Source organism: Geodermatophilus dictyosporus, assembly GCF_900115505.1.
GTDB lineage: Bacteria > Actinomycetota > Actinomycetes > Mycobacteriales > Geodermatophilaceae > Geodermatophilus > Geodermatophilus dictyosporus.
Map to the genome: position 1 here is coordinate 414900 of NZ_FOWQ01000004.1, position 18817 is coordinate 433716.

Annotated in this window: 18 protein-coding genes; 9 read left to right on the plus strand and 9 right to left on the minus strand. The window is 76.6% G+C overall.

Annotation, left to right across the window (positions count from 1 at the left end):
• The first annotated feature begins 44 nt into the window (after nucleotides 1–44).
• Complete coding sequence (locus tag BMZ33_RS12695) at nucleotides 45–1214, plus strand: MFS transporter (protein WP_244524285.1); 1170 nt, start codon at nucleotides 45–47, stop codon at nucleotides 1212–1214.
• 46 nt (nucleotides 1215–1260) lie between these two features.
• Here BMZ33_RS12695 and BMZ33_RS12700 read toward each other — a convergent pair whose 3' ends face one another.
• Nucleotides 1261–1464 carry a hypothetical protein gene (locus BMZ33_RS12700; protein ID WP_091110751.1) on the minus strand — a complete coding sequence of 68 codons (204 nt, stop codon included), beginning with the start codon at nucleotides 1462–1464 and terminating at the stop codon, nucleotides 1261–1263.
• Between the two features lie 63 nt (nucleotides 1465–1527).
• A complete protein-coding gene (locus tag BMZ33_RS12705; protein WP_091110752.1) occupies nucleotides 1528–1824 on the minus strand; it encodes a hypothetical protein in 297 nt (98 codons plus the stop codon).
• A gap of 259 nt (nucleotides 1825–2083) precedes the next feature.
• Here BMZ33_RS12705 and BMZ33_RS12710 point away from each other — a divergent pair, with 259 nt between their 5' ends.
• Complete coding sequence (locus BMZ33_RS12710; protein ID WP_169064249.1) at nucleotides 2084–2611, plus strand: calcium-binding protein; 528 nt, start codon at nucleotides 2084–2086, stop codon at nucleotides 2609–2611.
• Between the two features lie 50 nt (nucleotides 2612–2661).
• Here the strand turns inward: BMZ33_RS12710 and malQ are convergent, their stop codons facing one another.
• Entirely contained in the window at nucleotides 2662–4545 is a 1884-nt protein-coding gene (gene malQ, locus BMZ33_RS12715) for a 4-alpha-glucanotransferase (protein WP_091110754.1), read from the minus strand.
• Between the two features lie 101 nt (nucleotides 4546–4646).
• Here malQ and BMZ33_RS12720 point away from each other — a divergent pair, with 101 nt between their 5' ends.
• From BMZ33_RS12720 to BMZ33_RS12740, 5 genes are all read left to right on the plus strand, one after another.
• On the plus strand, nucleotides 4647–5561 hold the full coding sequence (locus BMZ33_RS12720) for a MerR family transcriptional regulator (RefSeq protein ID WP_091110757.1): 915 nt from the start codon (nucleotides 4647–4649) through the stop codon (nucleotides 5559–5561).
• A gap of 4 nt (nucleotides 5562–5565) precedes the next feature.
• Nucleotides 5566–6225, plus strand: a complete 660-nt coding sequence (locus tag BMZ33_RS12725) for an alpha/beta hydrolase (protein ID WP_136697285.1) — start codon at nucleotides 5566–5568, stop codon at nucleotides 6223–6225.
• A gap of 59 nt (nucleotides 6226–6284) precedes the next feature.
• On the plus strand, nucleotides 6285–7358 hold the full coding sequence (locus BMZ33_RS12730) for a TIGR03885 family FMN-dependent LLM class oxidoreductase (protein ID WP_091110763.1): 1074 nt from the start codon (nucleotides 6285–6287) through the stop codon (nucleotides 7356–7358).
• Nucleotides 7359–7480: 122 nt separating this feature from the next.
• Complete coding sequence (locus BMZ33_RS12735; protein WP_091110765.1) at nucleotides 7481–9154, plus strand: alpha-amylase family protein; 1674 nt, start codon at nucleotides 7481–7483, stop codon at nucleotides 9152–9154.
• Nucleotides 9155–9487: 333 nt separating this feature from the next.
• Nucleotides 9488–9964: a hypothetical protein gene (locus BMZ33_RS12740; RefSeq protein WP_169064250.1), complete on the plus strand. Its 477-nt coding sequence runs from the start codon at nucleotides 9488–9490 to the stop codon at nucleotides 9962–9964.
• A 16-nt stretch (nucleotides 9965–9980) separates the two neighbouring features.
• Here the strand turns inward: BMZ33_RS12740 and BMZ33_RS12745 are convergent, their stop codons facing one another.
• From BMZ33_RS12745 to BMZ33_RS12760, 4 genes are all read right to left on the minus strand, one after another.
• Nucleotides 9981–10718 (minus strand): hypothetical protein, encoded by a 738-nt coding sequence (locus BMZ33_RS12745; RefSeq protein ID WP_091110768.1) that lies wholly within the window; start codon nucleotides 10716–10718, stop codon nucleotides 9981–9983.
• A gap of 109 nt (nucleotides 10719–10827) precedes the next feature.
• Nucleotides 10828–11592 carry a sulfite exporter TauE/SafE family protein gene (locus tag BMZ33_RS12750; protein ID WP_091110770.1) on the minus strand — a complete coding sequence of 255 codons (765 nt, stop codon included), beginning with the start codon at nucleotides 11590–11592 and terminating at the stop codon, nucleotides 10828–10830.
• Nucleotides 11589–12362: a sulfite exporter TauE/SafE family protein gene (locus tag BMZ33_RS12755; RefSeq protein ID WP_091111028.1), complete on the minus strand. Its 774-nt coding sequence runs from the start codon at nucleotides 12360–12362 to the stop codon at nucleotides 11589–11591. The genes BMZ33_RS12750 and BMZ33_RS12755 overlap by 4 nt, the downstream gene beginning before the upstream one ends.
• 148 nt (nucleotides 12363–12510) lie before the next feature.
• On the minus strand, nucleotides 12511–15063 hold the full coding sequence (locus BMZ33_RS12760; protein ID WP_091111032.1) for a DEAD/DEAH box helicase: 2553 nt from the start codon (nucleotides 15061–15063) through the stop codon (nucleotides 12511–12513).
• Nucleotides 15064–15598: 535 nt separating this feature from the next.
• Here BMZ33_RS12760 and BMZ33_RS12765 point away from each other — a divergent pair.
• Nucleotides 15599–16456, plus strand: coding sequence for an SDR family oxidoreductase (locus tag BMZ33_RS12765; RefSeq protein ID WP_169064251.1), 858 nt, complete (start codon nucleotides 15599–15601; stop codon nucleotides 16454–16456).
• 112 nt (nucleotides 16457–16568) lie between these two features.
• Here the strand turns inward: BMZ33_RS12765 and mmuM are convergent, their stop codons facing one another.
• Nucleotides 16569–17489 carry a homocysteine S-methyltransferase gene (gene mmuM, locus BMZ33_RS12770; RefSeq protein ID WP_169064252.1) on the minus strand — a complete coding sequence of 307 codons (921 nt, stop codon included), beginning with the start codon at nucleotides 17487–17489 and terminating at the stop codon, nucleotides 16569–16571.
• Between the two features lie 52 nt (nucleotides 17490–17541).
• Between mmuM and yidD the strand changes: the two genes are divergently transcribed.
• Nucleotides 17542–18054: a membrane protein insertion efficiency factor YidD gene (gene yidD / locus BMZ33_RS24680; RefSeq protein ID WP_169064253.1), complete on the plus strand. Its 513-nt coding sequence runs from the start codon at nucleotides 17542–17544 to the stop codon at nucleotides 18052–18054.
• Between the two features lie 108 nt (nucleotides 18055–18162).
• Here the strand turns inward: yidD and BMZ33_RS12780 are convergent, their stop codons facing one another.
• Nucleotides 18163–18744 (minus strand): dihydrofolate reductase family protein, encoded by a 582-nt coding sequence (locus BMZ33_RS12780; protein WP_091110772.1) that lies wholly within the window; start codon nucleotides 18742–18744, stop codon nucleotides 18163–18165.
• Nucleotides 18745–18817: the final 73 nt, after the last annotated feature.

Consider the following 18817-nt stretch of genomic DNA (forward strand, 5'->3'; position numbering starts at 1 on the left):
GCGCGGGCCCGCTGCCGCGGGGCCACCGCGCGGGGGAGCCGGGGCTGCGCCGCGCCTCGACGGCGGTCTTCCTCGCCGGGCTGGCCGTCTTCGCCGTCCTCTACGCGCCCCAGGCCCTGCTGCCCGAGCTCACCCGCGCCTTCGCCGTTCCGCCGGCCGCCGCGACGCTGTCGGTCTCGGGGGCGACGGCGGGGCTGGCCGTGGGCCTGCTGGTGCTGGGGCCGCTGTCGGACCGCGTCGGGCGCACCGCGGTCCTGCGCGCGGCGCTGGCCTCGGCCACCGTGCTGGCGGTGCTCGTGGCGCTGGTGCCGGCGTGGGAGCCGCTGCTGGCGCTGCGCGCCCTGCAGGGGTTCGCGCTGGCCGGGCTGCCCGCCGTCGGGGTGGCCTACCTGCGGGAGGAGCTCGACGCCTCGGTGAGCTCGCGGGCCATCGGGCTGTTCGTCGGCGGCACCGCGATCGGGGGCCTCAGCGGCCGCCTGCTGGCCGGGGCGCTGGCCGACCTGGGTGGCTGGCGTGCTGCGCTCGGCGCGACCGCGGGGCTGGCGGTGGCGTGCACGGCCGCGGTCTGGCTGCTGCTGCCGGCGTCGCGGCGCTTCGTGCCGGTGCCCCGCGGCACGCCGGTGCTGCAGCAGCTGGCCCGCGGCGTCGGCGACCCGGTGCTGCTGGGCCTCTACGCGCTGGCCGCGCTGCTCATGGGCGGCTTCGTCGCGGTCTACAACGCGGGCACCTTCCGGCTCGAGGCGCCGCCGTACGGGCTCTCGCCGGCGCTGGCCGGGCTGGTCTTCCTCACCTACCTGCTCGGCTCGGTGAGCTCCCCGCTGGCCGGCGGACTGGCCGAGCGGGTGGGCCGGCGGGTCGTCGTCCCCGCCGCGATCGTGCTCACCGGGGCCGGGCTGCTGCTCACGCTGGCCGAGCCCCTGGTGCTGTTCGTCGCGGGGCTGGCGGTGCTCACCGTGGGCTTCTTCGCCGCGCACGCGGTGGCCAGCGGGTGGGTGGTCGCACGGGCGGCGCTGGGGGAGCGGCCGGTCGGGCAGGCCGCCTCGCTGTACTCGTTCTGGTACTACGCGGGCTCCTCGGTCGGCGGCACGGTGGCCGGCCGGGCGTGGGCGGACGCCGGGTGGCCGGGCGCGGCCACCGTCGCCGGCACGGGCGTCGGCGGGGCGCTGGTGCTCGCGCTGCTGCTCGGCCGCAGCCGCAGCCTGCAGGGCCGCTGACCGCGCGGGCGGGCACGGACCGCCGCCCGGCGCCCGCCCGCGACCCTCAGTCGGTGGCTGCGTGGAACTCCGCGCCGGCCGGGTCGGCGTCGTCGGAGCCGACGGCCTGCCGCTCCTGCTCGGTGCGGTGCTGCAGTGCGTCGTCGCTCGGCCGCGGGTCGGCCTTGCCGTGCTCCTGGCGCGTCTTCGGCGCCGACTCCTCGGTGTCCATGACGTCGTCGAGGGTCGGGCGGTCGGGTGGGGTGGTCATCGCGGTCCCTCCGTGGTCGGTCGTCCAGGGGAGCCCATAGCCGCCCGGCCGCGGGGGAAACCCTCAGCGCTGCTGGAGCGATCCCGCCGGCAGCCACGCCTCGACGAGCACCGGCCCGTGCGGCCCGGGAACGGCGTAGGCGACGCGGCCCTGCCAGCCCCCGGGCTGCTGACGCCACTCGACCAGCAGCCCCGGCACCGTGCCCGGGGCGCCGGGCGGGGCGTGCACCCAGCAGTGCCGGCCGGTCCCGTCCTCGCGCCGCGGGGGCGGGTCGGCCGCCGGCCCGGGCGCGGGCGCCGGGCGGACGCCGGAGTCGGCGGCCCGCTCGCCCAGCGACGGCCGCGCCCTGCCCCGGTGCATCCCGCCAGCCACCTGCGCAGTCTGGCACGGCCGTCGAACACGTGTTCGGTCCGTCGTCCCAGGTCGACGAGTCGGTACGGCGACGGGTCGACTCGTCGACCTTGACGGGGCGCGCCGGTCCAGGTGCAGACTGCACGCACGGAGTGACCTGTCCGTCACGTCTCGTGGGCGTAGGGGTCCCCGCGAACCGCCGGCCTGCGCACGCACCTCCGGCTACGCCGACCTCGGCGAGGACCTCGACCCGGGCCGCTACAGCTACGTGTTCGACGCGCTCTCGGGCTCGCTGGACCACGCGCTGGCCACGGCGGCGATGGCGGAGAAGGTCACCGGGCTCGCGCACTGGAACGTCAACGCGGTCGAGTCGGCGGCCTTCCAGTACGACGGCGACCCGGACCTGTACGCGCCGGACCCCCACCGGTCCAGCGACCACGACCCGCTGGTGCTCGGCATCGACCTCGAGGAGCGCTGCCAGGGCCTGGTCCCGACGATCACCGGCACCGACGGGGACGACGTCCTCACCGGCACGGACGGGGCCGACGTGATCGTGGGGCTGGACGGCGACGACGTGGTCACCGCCGGCAACGCCGACGACGTGGTCTGCGGCGGCGCCGGCGAGGACGCGCTGTCCGGCGGGAACGGCGCCGACGTCCTGCTCGGCGGCTTCGGTCCCGACACGCTGGACGGCGGCGCCGGCGACGACGCGCTCGTCGGCGGTCCCGGGGACGGCGACGTCCTGACCGCGGGCCGCGGTGCGGGCAGCCTCGAGGAGGAGGGCGCGGGGTCCTGAGGGAGGCCCCCTGCCCCCCGACGCGCGTGAGCGCCGGGGGCCGGGGGTCCTCACCCGGCGCGGGCCTCCCCGCCGGGCTGCTCGCCGAGGGCGTCCTCCTCCGGGTCGCTGGTGCGGGTCACGCCCGCGCCCAGCGTCCGGGCCACCTCCTGGAGCAGCGGGTGCGCCGGCAGGTCCTCGACGAGCACCGGCAGCGGCAGCGACCAGTTGGGCCGGTCGGTGGTGCCGGGCACGTTGGGCCGGCGCCGCTCGGCGACGGCGTCGTCGAGGGTGGCCGACAGCAGCAGCGACGGCGCCCGGGCCAGCAGCTCGTGCGCCCGCTCGACCGCCGTCTCCGGCCGGGCGTTCCTCCGCAGCCCCGGCAGCCGCTCCAGCAGCGTCTGCCGGCCGCGCTCGAGCTCCTCGTCGGTGCCCGTGCCGTACTGCCGCTGCTCCTCGAGGTCGGCGCCGCTCCACAGGCCGGCCACCGTGGGCAGGTCGTGCGTGGTGATCGCGGCCATCGCCTCCTCGGGCCACTCGGTGGGGTCGTCGTCCTCGAACCACAGCAGCCGGTAGCTGAGGACGCCGTGCTCGGCCATGGCCTCGCGGACGCCGTCCTCGACGGTGCCCAGGTCCTCGCCGACGACGACGGCCCGCGCCCGGTGGCTCTCCAGCGCGACGATGTCGAGCAGGTCCTCGGCGGGGTAGCGGACGTAGGCGCCGTCGGCGGCGCTGCCGCCGGTGGGCACCCACCAGAGCCGGAACAGGCCCATGACGTGGTCGATCCGCAGCCCGCCGGCGCCGGCCATGGTGGCGCGGATGGACTCGACGAACGGCTCGTAGTCCGCCTCCTGCAGGCGCCAGGGCACCAGCGGCGGGGAGCCCCAGTCCTGGCCCTGGGCGTTGAACTCGTCGGGCGGGGCGCCCACCGTGGCGCCCTGGGCGAGCACGCCCTGCCAGGTCCACGCGTCGGCGCCGCCGCCGGCCACGCCGATCGGCAGGTCCTGGATGACGGTCATGCCCTCGGTGGCCTGCTCGAGCTGCCGGGACAGGCACCACTGCAGCCAGGCGTGGAAGGCGACGTCGGGCTCGTGCCCGGCGGCGAACCGCCCGACGGCCTCGCTGCGCGGGTCGCGCAGGTCCTCGGGCCAGGTGTGCCAGTCGGGGCCGTGCGCGTCGGCCAGCGCGCACCAGGTGGCCCAGTCCTGCAGCTTCTGCCCCTGGAACCACCACCACTCGCGGAAGGCCGGCTCGTCGCTGCCGGTGGCGTCGAACACCCGGCGCAGCGCCTCGCGCTTGCGCGCCCAGACCGCGTCGCGGTCGATCAGGTCGCCGTCGGACAGGTCGGTCCCGGAGCCGACGTCGACGCGGTCGGCCCCGGGCACCTCCTCCACGCGCAGGTAGACCGGGTTGCGGAAGCGGCGGGTGGCCGGCAGGTAGGGGCTGGCCTCCTGCTGCGGGGTGGGGGCGACGGCGTGCAGGGGGTTGACGAGCACGAACCCGGCGCCCTGGCCGGCGGCCATCTCGCGGACGGCGCGCAGGTCGGCGAGGTCGCCGATGCCCCAGCTGTCCCTGCTGCGGGTGGCGTAGAGCTGCACCGCCCAGCCCCAGGCGCGGTCCTCGGGCAGCCAGCACCGGCCGGGCGAGACGACCAGCCGGCGGCGCGGGCCGCCGGGCGTCTGCAGCCAGTGGTAGCCGAGCGGGAGGTCGTCGGGCAGCTCGCCGTCCACGTGCCGGGTCGAGCCGTCCTCGAGGGTGACCTCGGCCTCGTCGACCTCGAGGACGTCGCCGGGGCGCGCGACGATGGGCGCCCGGTGCTCGAGGTCCTCCGGCGGCTCGCCGATCACCTCCCGCAGGCGCTCGATGGTGGCCTGGGCGACCTCGTGTTCCTCGTCCAGGGCGTCGAGCCAGGTGGCGTCGATGCCCCACCGGTCGGTGTCGGGGGTGCGTGTCACCCCTCGATCCTCCGGGGCCGAGGAGGTGATCGCAGCAGGGGACGGAGTGGTGCCGCTTACGTCTGGACCCTCCAGTGGGTGGAGGGTGCAGGGTCGGGCCCGTGGAGGGAGTCCTGCTGACCATCGGCGAGGTGGCCGCGCGGCTCGGCGTCCCGGTGCGCACCGTGCGGTTCTGGTCCGACGCCGGGCTGGTCGACCCGCCGGCCCGCTCGGCCGGCGGCTACCGGCTCTACGACGCCGCCGCCGTGGCCCGCCTGGACCTGGTGCGCACCCTGCGCGGTCTCGGGCTGGGCCTGCCCGCCGTCCGCGAGCTGCTGGCCGCCCGCCGCGCGGTGGCCGACGTCGCCGCCGAGCACGTGCGCGCCCTCGACGCCGAGATCCGCCTGCTGCGGCTGCGCCGGACGCTGCTGCAGGCCGTCGTGCACGCCGGCACCCCGACCGAGGAGATGAGGATCGTGTCCGACCTGGCCGCTCTGTCCGCCCGCGAGCGGCAGCGGATCGTCGACGACTTCGTCGACCGCGCCTTCGCCGGCCTGCCCGACGACGCCCCCGGCGCCGGCCTGGCCGCGCCCATGCGGTCGCTGCCCGCCGAGCTGCCCGAGGAGCCGACCGCCGAGCAGGTGGCCGCCTGGCTGGAGCTGGCCCGGCTGGTGGCCGACGACGGGTTCGCCGCCCGGGTGCGCGAGATGGCGGTGGCCGGCGCCGGTGCCGGCCCGGAGGACCCCGACCCGGGGGTCGACGCCGGCCGCCTGCAGACGCTGGGCCGCCGCGCGCTCGCCGACGGCGTGCCGCCGGGCAGCCCCGCCGCGGAGGCGCTGGTGGCCGAGCTGCTCGACGACGGCCGGGAGGACGATCCGGGCCGCCGCGCCGCGCTCGCCGACCGGCTGGCCGCCTTCACCGACGCCCGCGTGGAGCGCTACTGGCAGCTGCTCGGCGTGCTGAACGGCCGGCCGCCGTTCGAGCCGTCGGTGCCCGCCGTCGCGTGGTGGGTCGCCGCGCTGCGTGCGGCACCCTGAGGCCGTGGACCGGCTGCTGCTCGTGCACCCGCCGCTGCTCGGGCCCGCGGTGCTCGGCCCGCTCGCCGGGGAGCTGCGGGCGGGCGGCGCGTCGGTCGCCGTCCCCGACCTCCGGGCCGCGGTGCAGGACCCGGCGGCCGACCGCCCCTCGGCCGCCGGGTGGGCGCAGCGCTGGGCGGCGGCGGTGGGGCCGGCCGACGTCGTCGTCGGTTTCTCCGGCGCGGGCGTCGCGCTCCCGCTGGTCGCCGCGGCCGCCGGCGCCCGCCGGGTGGTCTGGCTCGACGCGGTCCTGCCGCCGGCCGCGGGGACGGCGGGGTGGCCGGCCGAGGTGCGGGAGCGGGTGGCGCCGCTGGTGGGCGAGGACGGCCGGGTGGCCGACTGGACGACGTGGTGGGGCCCCGGGGCGATGGTCGAGCTGCTGCCCGACGAGCGGGTGCGGGCCGCCGTCCTCGCCGAGGGCCACCGGCTGCCGGCGGACCTGTGGTCGACCGGCGTCCCGGTGCCACCCCTGGCCGCCGAGGCGCGCTACGTGCACCTGTCCCCGGCCTACGACCAGGACGCCGCGGCCGCCCGGGACCGCGGCTGGCCGGTCGGAGGGGACGGCCGCGGCGCCCACCTCGACGTGGCCACCGACCCGGCGCGGGTGGCCCGCCTGCTCCGCTGAGCGTTCCGGCACACCGCGGTCCCGTGGCCGCGGACCCCCGGCTGCGGTAGGCACGCACGGTGACCGTGATCGGCTTCCACAACTCGCACGAGCAGGTCCACCCGGCCGAGCTCCTGGCCGCCGTCCAGCACGCGGAGGAGGTGGGCTTCACCGCGGCGATGTGCTCGGACCACTTCGCGCCCTGGAACCACGACCAGGGGCACTCGGGGTTCGCCTGGTCCTGGCTGGGCGCCGCGCTGGCCACCACCGGCCTGCCCTGCGGGGTGGTCAACGCCCCGGGGCAGCGCTACCACCCGGCGGTCATCGCCCAGGGCGCGGCGACGCTGGCGGCCATGTTCCCGGGCCGGTTCTGGATGGCGCTGGGCAGCGGGCAGGTCATGAACGAGCGGATCACCGGCACCCCGTGGCCGCCCAAGCGGGTGCGCGACGCCCGGCTGCGCGAGTGCGTCGACGTCATCCGCGCCCTGCTGGCCGGCGAGGAGGTCACCCACCGCGGGCTGGTCGACGTCGAGCGCGCGAAGATCTGGTCGCTGCCCGAGCAGCAGCCCGCGCTCATCGGCCCGGTCATGAGCGTCCCGACGGCACGCCGGCACGCCGACTGGGCCGACGGCTTCATCACCATCAACCAGCCGCACGAGACGCTGCGCGAGCTGGTGGGCGCCTACCGGGACGCCGGCGGCCAGGGCCGGCTCGTGCTCCAGGTGCACCTGTGCTGGGACCCCGACCCCGAGCGGGCGCGGCGGATCGCCTACGAGCAGTGGTACACCAACACCTTCCCGCCGCCGCTGTGCTGGGACCTCGACGGCCCGGAGGCCTTCGAGCTGGCCAGCAGGTACACGCCGCAGGAGGCGGTCGAGGGCGCCGTCCGGGTGAGCTCGGACCTCGGCCGGCACACCGCCTGGCTGGCCGAGTACGTCGAGCTCGGCTTCGACGAGGTCTACCTGCACCACGTGGGCAAGGAGCAGAAGCCGTTCCTCGACGCGTTCGGCGAGCACGTGCTGCCGCAGCTCGGCGTCACCCGGCCCGAGCCCGCCGTGGCGCTCGACGGTCCCGGCGGGCCGCGCCGCCCGCGGCAGGAGCCCGAGCCCGGGGCGCCCACGGTGCTGCCGGAGGGCCGCCCGACCCCGCCCTGACCCGCCCGCGTGCCGCCGCCGGGAGCGCACCTGGTGCCGCCCGTGCCGGCGTGTCCGCGCGGGTCGGCGGCGACGACTGCGCACCCGACGTCCCGTCCACCCCGAGCTGAGGGGACCCCCACGTGAAGATCACCGACACCGCCGACGTGTGGTGGAAGACCGCGGTCGTCTACTGCCTCGACGTCGAGACCTACCTGGACTGGGACGGCGACGGGTGCGGCGACCTCGCCGGGCTGGCCCAGCGCATCGACCACCTGGCCGCCCTCGGCGTCACCTGCTTGTGGCTGATGCCCTTCTACCCGACCGCCGAGCGCGACGACGGCTACGACATCACCGACTTCTACGGCGTCGACCCGCGGCTGGGCACCCACGGCGACCTCGTCGAGGTCATCCGGACGGCCAACGACCGCGGCATCCGGGTGATCGCCGACCTCGTCGTCAACCACACCTCGGTCCACCACCCGTGGTTCCAGCGGGCGCGGCAGAGCCGGGACGACCCCTTCCACGACTTCTACGTCTGGCGCGACGACGAGCCGCCGGACACCAGCGACCAGGTGGTCTTCCCCGACCAGGAGGACTCGGTCTGGACGTTCAACGAGCCGACGGGGGAGTGGTACCTGCACCGCTTCTACAAGGAGCAGCCCGACCTCGACGTCACCAACCCGCGGGTCCGCGACGAGGTCGCCAAGATCATGGGGTTCTGGCTGCAGCTGGGCCTGTCGGGCTTCCGCGTCGACGCCGTCCCCTTCTTCCTCGAGACCGAGGGCGGCGCCGACAGCGAGGGCTTCCCCGACCCGCACGAGTACCTGCGGGCGCTGCGCGCCTACGTCGGCCGCCGCACCGGCAGCGGCGTGCTGCTCGGCGAGGTGAACCTGCCGCACGAGCAGCAGCGGGAGTTCTTCGGCGGGGACGACGGCGACGAGCTGACCATGCTGTTCGACTTCGTCGGCATGCAGGCGATGTACCTGTCGCTGGCCCGCGGCGACGCCGGCCCGCTCGCGACCGCGCTCACCTCGCGCCCCGACGTCGACCCCGACAGCCAGTGGGCCACCTTCGTGCGCAACCACGACGAGCTCACCCTCGACAAGCTCACCGACGAGGAGCGGGAGGAGGTCTTCGCCGCCTTCGGGCCCGAGGAGCGGATGCAGGTCTACGGCCGCGGCCTGCGCCGCCGGCTGCCCCCGATGCTCGACGGCGACCCGCGGCGGGTCCGCATGGTCTACAGCCTGCTGTTCAGCCTCCCCGGCACGCCGGTGCTCTTCTACGGCGAGGAGATCGGCATGGGCGAGGACCTCTCCGCGGAGGGCCGGCTCGCCGTCCGCACGCCCATGCAGTGGACCTCGGGGCCCAACGGCGGGTTCTCCACCGCCGACCCCGACCGGCTGCCCGGCCCGGTGGTCGACGGCGGCTTCGCGCCCGAGTTCGTCAACGTCGCCGACCAGCGCCGCGACGAGGACTCGATGCTCTCCTTCGTCACGCTGCTCGTCCGGCGCTACCGCGAGTCGCCGGAGCTGGGCTGGGGCGCGTTCCGCGTCCTCGACCAGCCGCACCCGGAGGTGCTGGCCCACCTCTCCGCGTGGGACGACGGCACGGTGGTCGCGGTGCACAACCTCGGCCCCGAGCCCCGGGTGGTGCCGCTGACCCTCGAGGGCTGCGACCCCTCGCACCGGCTGGAGGACCTGCTGGTCACCCAGACGACCCCGGTGGGGGAGGGCGGCACGGTGGAGCTGACCCTCGACGGCTACGGCTACCGCTGGCTGCGGGTGGTGGCCGAGGGCAGCCGCCGCCTCCTCTGACGCCGGCCCGTGACGTGGGGTCGCCCGGGCGCGACGGCCCGTGGTCCCGCGCCGGGGGACCGCCCCCACGGCCGCCGCGCCCGGGGGCCTGAGCAGGTCTGTCGGGGGTCGCGCCTAGCGTGATCACCGATGTCCGAGCCCGTGGCCCCCGCGCCGTCCGCCCCGTCCCCGTCCGTCCCGTCCCCGTCCGTCCCGTCCCCGTCCGCAGCCCCCGGGCCCGTCCCGCCGCCGGGCCCGCCGGCGCCCGTGTCCACCGGGCCGGCCACCGCGCCGGTGTCGGCGCCCGCCGGGCGGGCGGGAGCGGCCGGGGCGAGCGCCGTCGGCTCGGCTCCGGTGCCAGGACCGCCGCCGGCACCCACCGCGGTGCAGCCCGCGGTGGCGCCCGCGGCCGCCGACGACGCGGGCCCGCACGCCACCGGGCCGGTGAGCGGCCGCCCGCCCGCCCCTCCGGTGGTCCGGCCGCGGCGGCGGGACCCGCTCACCCGCATGGGCCCGTGGGCACCGGCCGCCGGTGCCGTGCTGGGGCTGGTGGCCGGGCTCGTCGCCGTCTGGGTGCTCGGCGGGCGGGCCGACGGGTTCGCCGAGGGGCTGTCGCTGGCCTTCCTCGTCGTCGGGCTGACCATGCTGGGCGCGGCCGCGGCGCTGCTGGCCGACGAGGTGCGACTGGTGCGCCGGGGCGCCCGCGAGGCCGCCGTGCGGCCGGCCTGGGTGGAGGCCACCGCGGGCCTGATCAACGGGCTGACCCCCGCCCGGCTGCTGCTGGGCAGCAGCGCGTTCGTGCTGTTCCTGTCGGCCTACACCGCCCGCTGAGCGGGGCCGCGCCGGCTCAGTCGCCGCGGACGGGCTCGCGCAGCTCGACCGGGTCCAGCCGGCCGGTGACGATGTCCTCGGCGAGGTCGTCGACCACCCGGCCGGTGGCGAAGGCGTGCGCCCGCAGCACCGCGAGCGTGTCGACGACGTCGAGGCCCAGGGCGACCGTCGCCACGCCGGTGGCCTGCCACACCCGGTTGCGGCGGCGGGCCTCCGGGGAGTCCCACCAGCGGGCCGAGCTCTCGTCGCTCGACGCGGCGCCGGAGGAGCGCACCAGCTCCTCCGTCATCGTCACCACGACCGCCTCGACGTCGTCGCGCGGCACCGCGGTGAGCGTGGCCAGGTCGCGGGCGTAGAGGTCGACGATCACCGTCGGCCCCAGCGGCGGGGCCAGCGGCACCGAGTAGACGGCGCGGTAGGGCGTCTCGCCGAGCAGGGCGGCGTGCAGCGAGGGCCAGTTGCGGTCGATGTCGTCGATGTCGAAGACGATGGCGCTGCCGGTGTCGTGGGCGCGCAGGCACGGGCCGTCACCGGCGGTGAACTGCAGCTGCTCGGCGTGCGAGGTGGTCGGGTCGCTGGCCCCGATCGGCGTCCGCAGGCCCGCGCCCTCGTGGATGCTCAGCGCCGCGCCGTCCACCCCGACGGCGTCGGCGCAGGCGCGGCACAGCCGCGAGGGCACCATCTCCAGGCCGTCCTCGCCGGGCTCCGCCGGCTCGCGCAGCGCCTCCAGGAAGCGTCCTGCCGCGTCGCTCATCGTCACCGTCGGCTCCCTCGCCTCGTCGTCCCCGCCGTCGTGGGTCCCGTTCCCGCTGGTGGGCCCGGTGACAGCCTGCCCGTGGCCGCCCCGGTCGGTCCACCGGGGGTCACCGGTAGGCGTCGAGCGCCAGCACGACCGCCAGACCCAGCCCGGCCAGCGCGATCCCCCGGCGCAGCGCCTGCTGCGGCGCGTGCCGCACCACCCGCGGGCCGAGCCGGCCGCCCACGAGACAGCCCAGCGCCAGGGGCAGCGCCGCGCCCCAGGCGACCGGGGAGAGCACCACGAAGCCCACCGCGGCCACCGCGTTGGCCGCACCCAGCGTGACGTTCTTGAAGGCGTTGCCCCTCGGCAGCGGCTCGCCGGTGCCCAGCAGGAACAGCGCCAGCAGCAGCACCCCGGCCGCCGCGCCGAAGTAGCCGCCGTAGACGGCGACCACGGCCGTCCCCGCCACCAGCCACCACGGGTCGCGCCGCCGGTGCGCGCGGGCGCCCTCCTCGGCCAGCTCCCGGGGTGGGCGCTGCAGCAGGATGGCCAGCGCGGCACCGCCGATGAGCACCGGCACCACCCGCTCGAAGGCCTCGGCCGGGGTGAGCAGCAGCAGCGCGGCGCCCGCCGAGCCGCCGAGGACCGCGGCGCCGACCAGCGGCAGCAGCCGCCGCCCCTGCCCGGTCAGCTCCGGCCGCGAGGCGCTGATCGACCCGACGCTGGTGAGCACCAGCGCCACGGTGTTGGTCACGTTGGCCGTCACCGGCGGCAGCCCGGTCGCCAGCAGCGCCGGGTAGCTGACCAGCGAGGCCAGGCCCGCGACGCTGCCGGCCAGCCCCGCGCCCACGCCGGCCAGCACCAGCAGCAGCGCCTCGACGACGTTCACCGCGACACCAGCACCCCGACGGCGACGCAGCCGAGCACGACGATCGCCGTCCGCAGCGCCACCGGGGGCAGCCGCCGGCCGTACCGCGCACCGAGCGTGCCGCCGACCACCGAACCCCCGGCCACCAGCGCGGCCGCCGTCCAGTCGACGCGGTCGGTGGCGACCACGACGTAGGCGAGCGCGGCGACCCCGTTGACCGCGGAGGTGAGCACGTTCTTCAGCGCGTTGAGCCGCTGCAGCGGCTCGGGGAGCAGCAGGCCGAACAGGCCCACCTGCAGCACCCCCTGGCTGGCGGCGAAGTAGCCGCCGTAGCTGCCGGTGGCGTAGGCGGCGGCGACCAGCCCGGCCAGCCGCAGGCCGCGCGGGGACGTGCCGCCGGCGACCTGCCGCGCGGCCAGCCGGCGCGACAGGAGCGGCTGGACGGCGACCAGCACGACCGCCAGCCCGACCAGGGCGGGCACGACCGCCTCGAACGCCGCCGCCGGCAGGTGCAGCAGCAGCACCGCCCCGGTCAGGGCACCGAGCACCGAGGCGGGCAGCAGCCGCAGCAGCAGCGGGCGCTGGCCGGCCAGCTCCCGCCGGTAGCCCACCGCGCCGCTGACGCTGCCCGGGACCAGGCCGAGGGTGTTGGTCACCGTGGCGGTGACCGGGGGCAGCCCGGTGGCGAGCAGGACCGGGAAGGTCACCAGGGTCCCCGACCCGACGACGGCGTTGATGCTGCCGGCGGCCGCGCCCGCGGCGAGCACCGCCAGCATCTCGGGCACGGTCATGCGGTCACCGCCGTCGAGCGTGGCACACGGCCCGGGTGTGACCGCGCGCACGGCCTCCGCGCGTGATCACCCCGGGGTACGGGGGGCCCTCGGTGGCCGGGAGGCCCCGCTGCACCCGGCCCCGTCGCCGGAGCCGCGGCCGGTCCGGTCAGGCGTCCTTGCGGCCGGCGTCCACGACCCGCAGCACGAGCTCGCCGGCCTCGTCGGAGGCGAGCAGGTCGACCTCGGCGTCGATGCCCCAGTCGTGGTCGCCGGCCGGGTCGTCGACGATCTGCCGCACCCGCCACACGCCGGGCTCGCCGCGGTCCCACACCAGCAGCGCCGGGCCGCGGGCGTCGGCGCCGGTGCCCAGCTCGTCGTGCTCGGCGAAGTAGCCGCGCACCACCTCGCCCCAGCGCTCGGCGTCCCAGCCCGACCCGGCGTCGAGCTGGCCGAGGTCGTACCAGCGCCGCCGCGCCCACAGCAGCACCCGCTGGAACAGCGCGTTGCGCACCATCGCGGTGAACGCCCGCTCGTTGCCGGTCAGCGGCCGCGCCCGGGCCGGGATGGCGACCGGCTCGTCGAGCGGTGAGTTCGGGCTGGTCAGCTGCTCCCACTCGTCGAGCAGGCTGGAGTCCACCTGCCGCACCAGCTCGCCGAGCCACTCCACGAGGTCGGTGACCTCCTCGGTGCGGGCGGCCACCGGCACCCCGTTGCGCAGCGCCTTGACCGCGTCGGAGAGGTAGCGCAGCACCGCCCCCTCGGCGCGGGTCAGGCCGTAGGTGGAGACGAACTCCTTGAACGTCATCGCCCGCTCCCACATCTCGCGGACGACGGACTTCGGCGACAGGTGCGCGTCGGCGGCCCACGGGTTGCTGCGGACGTAGACCTCGAAGGCGTGCCCGAGCAGCTCCTCGAGCGGCTTGGGGTAGGTGACGTCGTCGAGCAGCTCGATGCGCTCGTCGTACTCGACGCCCTCGGCCTTCATCTGCGCCACGGCCTCGCCGCGGGCCTTGTTCAGCTGCGCGGCGAGCACCTGCCGGGGGTCGTCGAGGGTCGCCTCGACCACGCTGACGACGTCGAGGGCGTAGGTGTCGGAGTCGGGGTCGAGCAGCTCGATGGCGGCCAGCGCGAAGGTCGACAGCTGCTGGTTGAGCGCGAAGTCCGGTGGCAGGTCGACCGTCAGCCGGAAGCGCCGCCCGTCGGGCTCGGGTTCGTCGAGCCGCTCCAGGACGCCGGCCTGCAGCAGCGAGCGGGCGATGCCGACCGCCTCGCGCACCAGCCTCAGCTGCCGCCGGCGGGGCTCGTGGTTGTCGGTGAGCAGCCGGCGCAGCGCCGCGACGGGGTCGCCGGGCCGGTCGACGACGTCGAGCAGCATCCCCGTCGTCACCCGCATGTGGCTGGTCAGCGGCTCGGGCTCGGCGGCCACCAGCCGCTCCATCGTCGCCTTCGACCACGGCACCGAGCCCTCGGGCGCCTTCCGGCGCACCAGCTTGCGGCGCTTCTTCGGGTCGTCGGCGACCTTGGCGAACTGCTTGAGGTTCTCCACCTCGTGCTCGGGCGCCTGGACGACGACGGTGCCGGCGGTGTCGTAGCCCGCGCGGCCCGCCCGCCCGGCGATCTGGTGGAACTCGCGGGCGTTGAGCAGCCGGGTGCGGCTGCCGTCGTACTTGGACAGCGCGGAGAACAGCACCGTGCGGATCGGCACGTTGATGCCGACGCCGAGGGTGTCGGTGCCGCAGATGACCTTGAGCAGCCCGGCCTGGGCCAGCTGCTCGACCAGCCGCCGGTACTTCGGCAGCATCCCGGCGTGGTGGACGCCGATGCCGTGGCGCACCAGCCGCGACAGCGTCGTCCCGAAGGCGGAGGTGAACCGGAACCCGCCGATGGTCTCGGCGATCGCGGCCTTCTCCTCCTTGGTGCAGACGTTGACGCTCATCAGCGCCTGCGCCCGCTCCAGCGCCTGCGCCTGGGTGAAGTGGACGACGTAGACCGGCGCCTGCTGCGTGTCGAGCAGCTCCTGGATGGTCTCGTGCGCCGGCGTCGTCGCGTAGTAGTGGTGCAGCGGGACCGGGCGCTCGGCGCCGGCGACCAGCGCGGTCGGCCGGCCGGTGCGGCGGGTGAGGTCCTCGCGCAGCGCGTCGGTGTTGCCGAGGGTGGCGCTCATCAGCAGGAACTGGGCGCGGGGCAGCTCCAGCAGCGGCACCTGCCAGGCCCAGCCGCGGTCGGGGTCGCCGTAGAAGTGGAACTCGTCCATGACGACGAGGCCGACGTCGGCGTCGGCGCCCTCGCGCAGCGCCACGTTGGCGAGCACCTCGGCGGTGCAGGCGATGACCGGGGCGCCGGCGTTCACGCTCGCGTCACCGGTGAGCATGCCGACGTTGGCCGCGCCGAAGACGCCGCACAGGGCGAAGAACTTCTCGCTGACCAGCGCCTTGATCGGCGCGGTGTAGAAGCTGCGCCGACCGGCGGCCAGCGCGGCGTACTGCGCGCCGGTGGCCACCAGGGACTTGCCCGAGCCCGTGGGCGTCGCGAGCACGACGTTCGCCCCGCTGACCAGCTCGATCAGCGCCTCCTCCTGGTGAGCGTACAGCGGCGTGCCGCCCTCGTCGGCCCAGGTGGCGAAGGAGGTGAACAGCTCGTCGGGGTCGTCGCCGCGGGTCCGCAGCGCCGAGAGGTCGCCGGGGTCGTCGAGCAGGGGGAGGGGCGCGGTCGCGGTCATCGTGCGTCCCAGCGTGCCAGGCGGCCGGGGCGCCGCCCGGGCGGACACCGGCAACCGGTACCGCACGCCGGGGAGGCGTACGGACTCCTCCCGGACCCGGTGCGCCAGCGCCCGGTCCTGGACCCGCGGGGCCGCCCGTGCGAGCACCTGCGGGCCCGTGAGCCCGGACCGACCCGGCGGCCCGGACGTCCCCCGAGGGGACCGCTCGGTCACGAAACCGTAACGACCGCTGCAGCCGGAGGTGGCACCTGCCGACGTCCTGGGTGAAGATGAACGACAGGTGAACGAGAGGTGGCGCCGCGATGCGTGTCGAGGAACGTCCGATGGTCCGCTGGGTGCCGGTGATCGACCGGTCCGGTCGACGGCACATGGAGATGCGCTGGGAGCTGCCCGCGGTGGCGGCCACCGCGCCTCCGCGCGCGTCCTGACGCCGCGCGGCGGGTTCCCCGCGGCGGGACACGGGTAGGCGGGACGGCGACGCGGTGCCGGGGGAGACGACCCCGGCGACCGCGCGCCCCCACCCCGAGGAGACCCCGTGTCGTCACCGCGCCCCGAGAGCCAGCCCGAGCAGCAGCAGACCCCGCCCGGGACGCTGGGCGAGATGGACCCCAAGCCCGACCACGGTGAGGAGACCTACCGCGGCTCGGGCAAGCTCACCGGCAAGGCCGCCGTGATCACCGGCGGCGACAGCGGCATCGGCCGCGCCGTCGCGATCGCCTTCGCGCGCGAGGGCGCCGACGTCCTCATCTCCTACCTCGACGAACACGAGGACGCCGAGGACACCGCGAAGTACGTGCGCGAGGCCGGCCGGAAGTGCGTGCTCGTCCCCGGCGACCTCTCCGACCGGGCGCACGCCAAGACGATCATCCCGAAGGCCGTCGAGGAGTTCGGCAAGGTCGACGTCCTGGTGAACAACGCCGCCTTCCAGATGTCGCACGACACCCTCGAGGAGGTCTCCGACGAGGAGTGGGACCACACCGTCGCCACCAACCTCACGGCGATGTTCGTGCTGTGCAAGGACGCGATCCCGCACATGCCCTCGGGCGGGTCGATCATCAACTCGTCGTCGGTGAACTCCGACATGCCGAGCCCGAGCCTCGCGCCCTACGCGATGACGAAGTCGGGGATCGCCAACTTCACCGCGAGCCTCGCGCAGATGTACGCGGAGAAGGGCATCCGGGCCAACAGCGTGGCGCCCGGGCCGGTGTGGACGCCGCTGATCCCCGCGACCATGCCCGAGGAGAAGGTGGCCAGCTTCGGCCAGCAGGTGCCGATGGGCCGCGCCGGGCAGCCGGCCGAGCTCGCGCCGGTGTACGTGCTGCTGGCCAGCGACGAGGCGTCCTACGTCTCGGGTGCGCGCGTCGCCGTCACCGGCGGCAACCCCATCCTCTGAGCGGCCGACCGCGGACCCACGCCGTCCGCGGACCTCACCCCGTGGTGCCCGGCCTCACCCTGCAGCGCGAGGCCGGGCACCACGGCGCGTGGGCGGTCCCGTGCGGCGGGTGTCATCCCCTGATCGTCGCCGCGAGCTCGGCGATGCCCGCGGGGCCCACCCGGCAGCAGCCGCCGACCAGCCGCGCGCCGGCGCCGACCCACCCCGGGACGGCGCCGGCGTCGACCCCGCCGGTCCCGGTCCACCGGCGGCCGACGGCGTCCCAGCCCTCGCCGCTGTTGGGGTAGGCCACCAGCGGCTTGCCCGACGACGCCGCGGCCGCCAGCGACGGGGTCACCGCGTCCGGCGGCACGCAGTTGACGCCCACCGCCACCACGACGCCGACGCCGCGGGCCATTGCGAACACCTCGGCCGCCGGCTCACCGCGCCGGGTGCGGGCCACGCCGTCGGCGTCCACGGCGGTGGTCAGCGACAGCCACACGGGCACGCCGAGGTCGGCGGCCTCGGCCAGCAGCGCCTCCGCCTCGGCGGCCGCCGGCACGGTCTCGCAGGCCAGCACGTCGGCGCCGGCCTCGGCGAGCGCGGCCATCCGCGGCCGGTGGAACGCGCGCAGGTCGGCCACCGAGAGCCGGCCGGCATAGGCGCCGGTGTACTCCGACCCGTCGGCCAGCGCCGCCCCGTAGGGCCCCACCGAGCCGGCCACCCAGCTCCCGGGGGCGCCGCGGCGGGCCAGCTCCACCGAGCGGGCCACCAGTCCCAGCGCCTCGTCCCGGCCGAGGCCGGCCGCGCCGAACCCCTCGACGGTCGCCTGGTAGCTCGCCGTCGTCGCCACCTGCGCGCCGGCCGCGGCGAAGGCGGCGTGCGCGGCGACCACGGCGCCGGGCTCGTCGCGCAGCAGCCGGGCCGACCACAGCGCCGAGGACACGTCGTGACCGCGCGCCTCCAACTCGGTGGACAGCCCACCGTCGAGGACGACGGGGCCGGCGGCCAGGGCATCGGCGAGGGGGGCACCGGCCAGCGGTGGCGGGGTCACGCCGCCATCCTCCCGCCCTGCGCCCGGCGGCCGTGACCCGCAGGATCGGGCCGTGGTGTTCATCTGGAGCAGCGGCTGGGGTCCCCGCCGTCGACGTCGCCGCGGCCACGGGCCCCGGCCCGGCTGGGGGCGCGGCTGGGGACCCGGCCACGGGTACGGTTACGGGCCGCCGCCGGGCCGCTACCGCCGCGGGTACGACCGCGACGGCAGCTGCCTGCGCGACCTGCTGTTCCTCAATACCGGCTGCTGCCTGGCCAACGCGATCGGCTGCGGCGTCGAGGGCCTGTTCCTCGTGCCGACGACGGCGCGGCACGTGCGCGCCGCCGGCACCGGGACCCGCGGCTCGCGCGCGGCCGAGCGGCTCGTGGCCGCCGTCCGCGTCTACCAGCGCGAGATCAGCCCCCGGCGGCCGCCCTGCTGCGCGTTCACCCCCACCTGCTCGGCCTACGCCGTCGAGGCGCTGGAGCGGCACGGCGCCCGCCGCGGCAGCCGGCTCACCCTGCGCCGGCTGCTGCGCTGCCACCCCCGCGCCACCGGCGGCGCCGACCCGGTGCCCGCCGCCTGAACGACGCCGCCTGAACGACGCCGCCTGAACGACGCCGCCTGAACGACGCCGCCTGAACGACGCCGCCTGCAGGGGTCGCCACCCGGGTGCGGGGCGGCGCCCCCGGGCTCAGCCCGCGAACCGGTAGTGGTTCGCCACGACGCCGGTGGTGGTGGGGACGGACTCGACCAGTTCCCAGCGCAGGTGCGCTCCCGCCGGGAACAGGGTGCGCCCGCTGCCGAGCGCGACCGGGGCGACGGTCAGCCACGCGTCGTCGACCAGCCCCGCGGGCAGCAGGGTGGCCAGCAGGTCCGGGCTGCCGAGCACGGTGAGGTCCAGGTCGGTGGCGGCCTTGAGCGCGGCGACCGTCTCCGCCGCGTCGCCGGCGAGCAGGGTCGAGTTGACCCACGTGGGCGCGTAGCCGGCGTCGCGGGAGGCGACGTACTTGGGCCTGGCGTCGAGCACCGGGCCGAACGGGTTGTCGGTGGTCCCGGCCCAGGCCGCCTGCAGCGACTCGTAGGTGCGCCGGCCGAACAGCATCCCGCCCTCGGCGGCCAGTCCGCGGCCCATCACCCCGCCGAGCACGGGGTCGAAGTAGGGCCCGAACCAGCCGCCGTGGGGGAACCCGCCGCGGGTGTCCTCGTCCGGCGCGCCCGGTGCCTGGACGACGCCGTCCAGGCTGACGTGCTCGACGATCGTGATGGTGCCCATGGTGCCCTCCCGTCGCGGTCGCTACGGAAGTAGTAGTAGTTGCTATGACTCTCGTAGTGCAAGGGGTACCGTC

Excerpts from the sequence above, each read along its gene's own strand:
- BMZ33_RS12760 (WP_091111032.1), bottom strand. The coding sequence starts at position 15,063 with ATGACCGCGACCGCGCCCCTCCCCCTGCTCGACGACCCCGGCGACCTC.
- BMZ33_RS12745 (WP_091110768.1), bottom strand. The coding sequence starts at position 10,718 with ATGAGCGACGCGGCAGGACGCTTCCTGGAGGCGCTGCGCGAGCCGGCG.
- BMZ33_RS12705 (WP_091110752.1), bottom strand. The coding sequence starts at position 1,824 with ATGCACCGGGGCAGGGCGCGGCCGTCGCTGGGCGAGCGGGCCGCCGAC.
- BMZ33_RS12780 (WP_091110772.1), bottom strand. The coding sequence starts at position 18,744 with ATGGGCACCATCACGATCGTCGAGCACGTCAGCCTGGACGGCGTCGTC.
- BMZ33_RS12700 (WP_091110751.1), bottom strand. The coding sequence starts at position 1,464 with ATGACCACCCCACCCGACCGCCCGACCCTCGACGACGTCATGGACACC.
- BMZ33_RS12755 (WP_091111028.1), bottom strand. The coding sequence starts at position 12,362 with ATGACCGTGCCCGAGATGCTGGCGGTGCTCGCCGCGGGCGCGGCCGCC.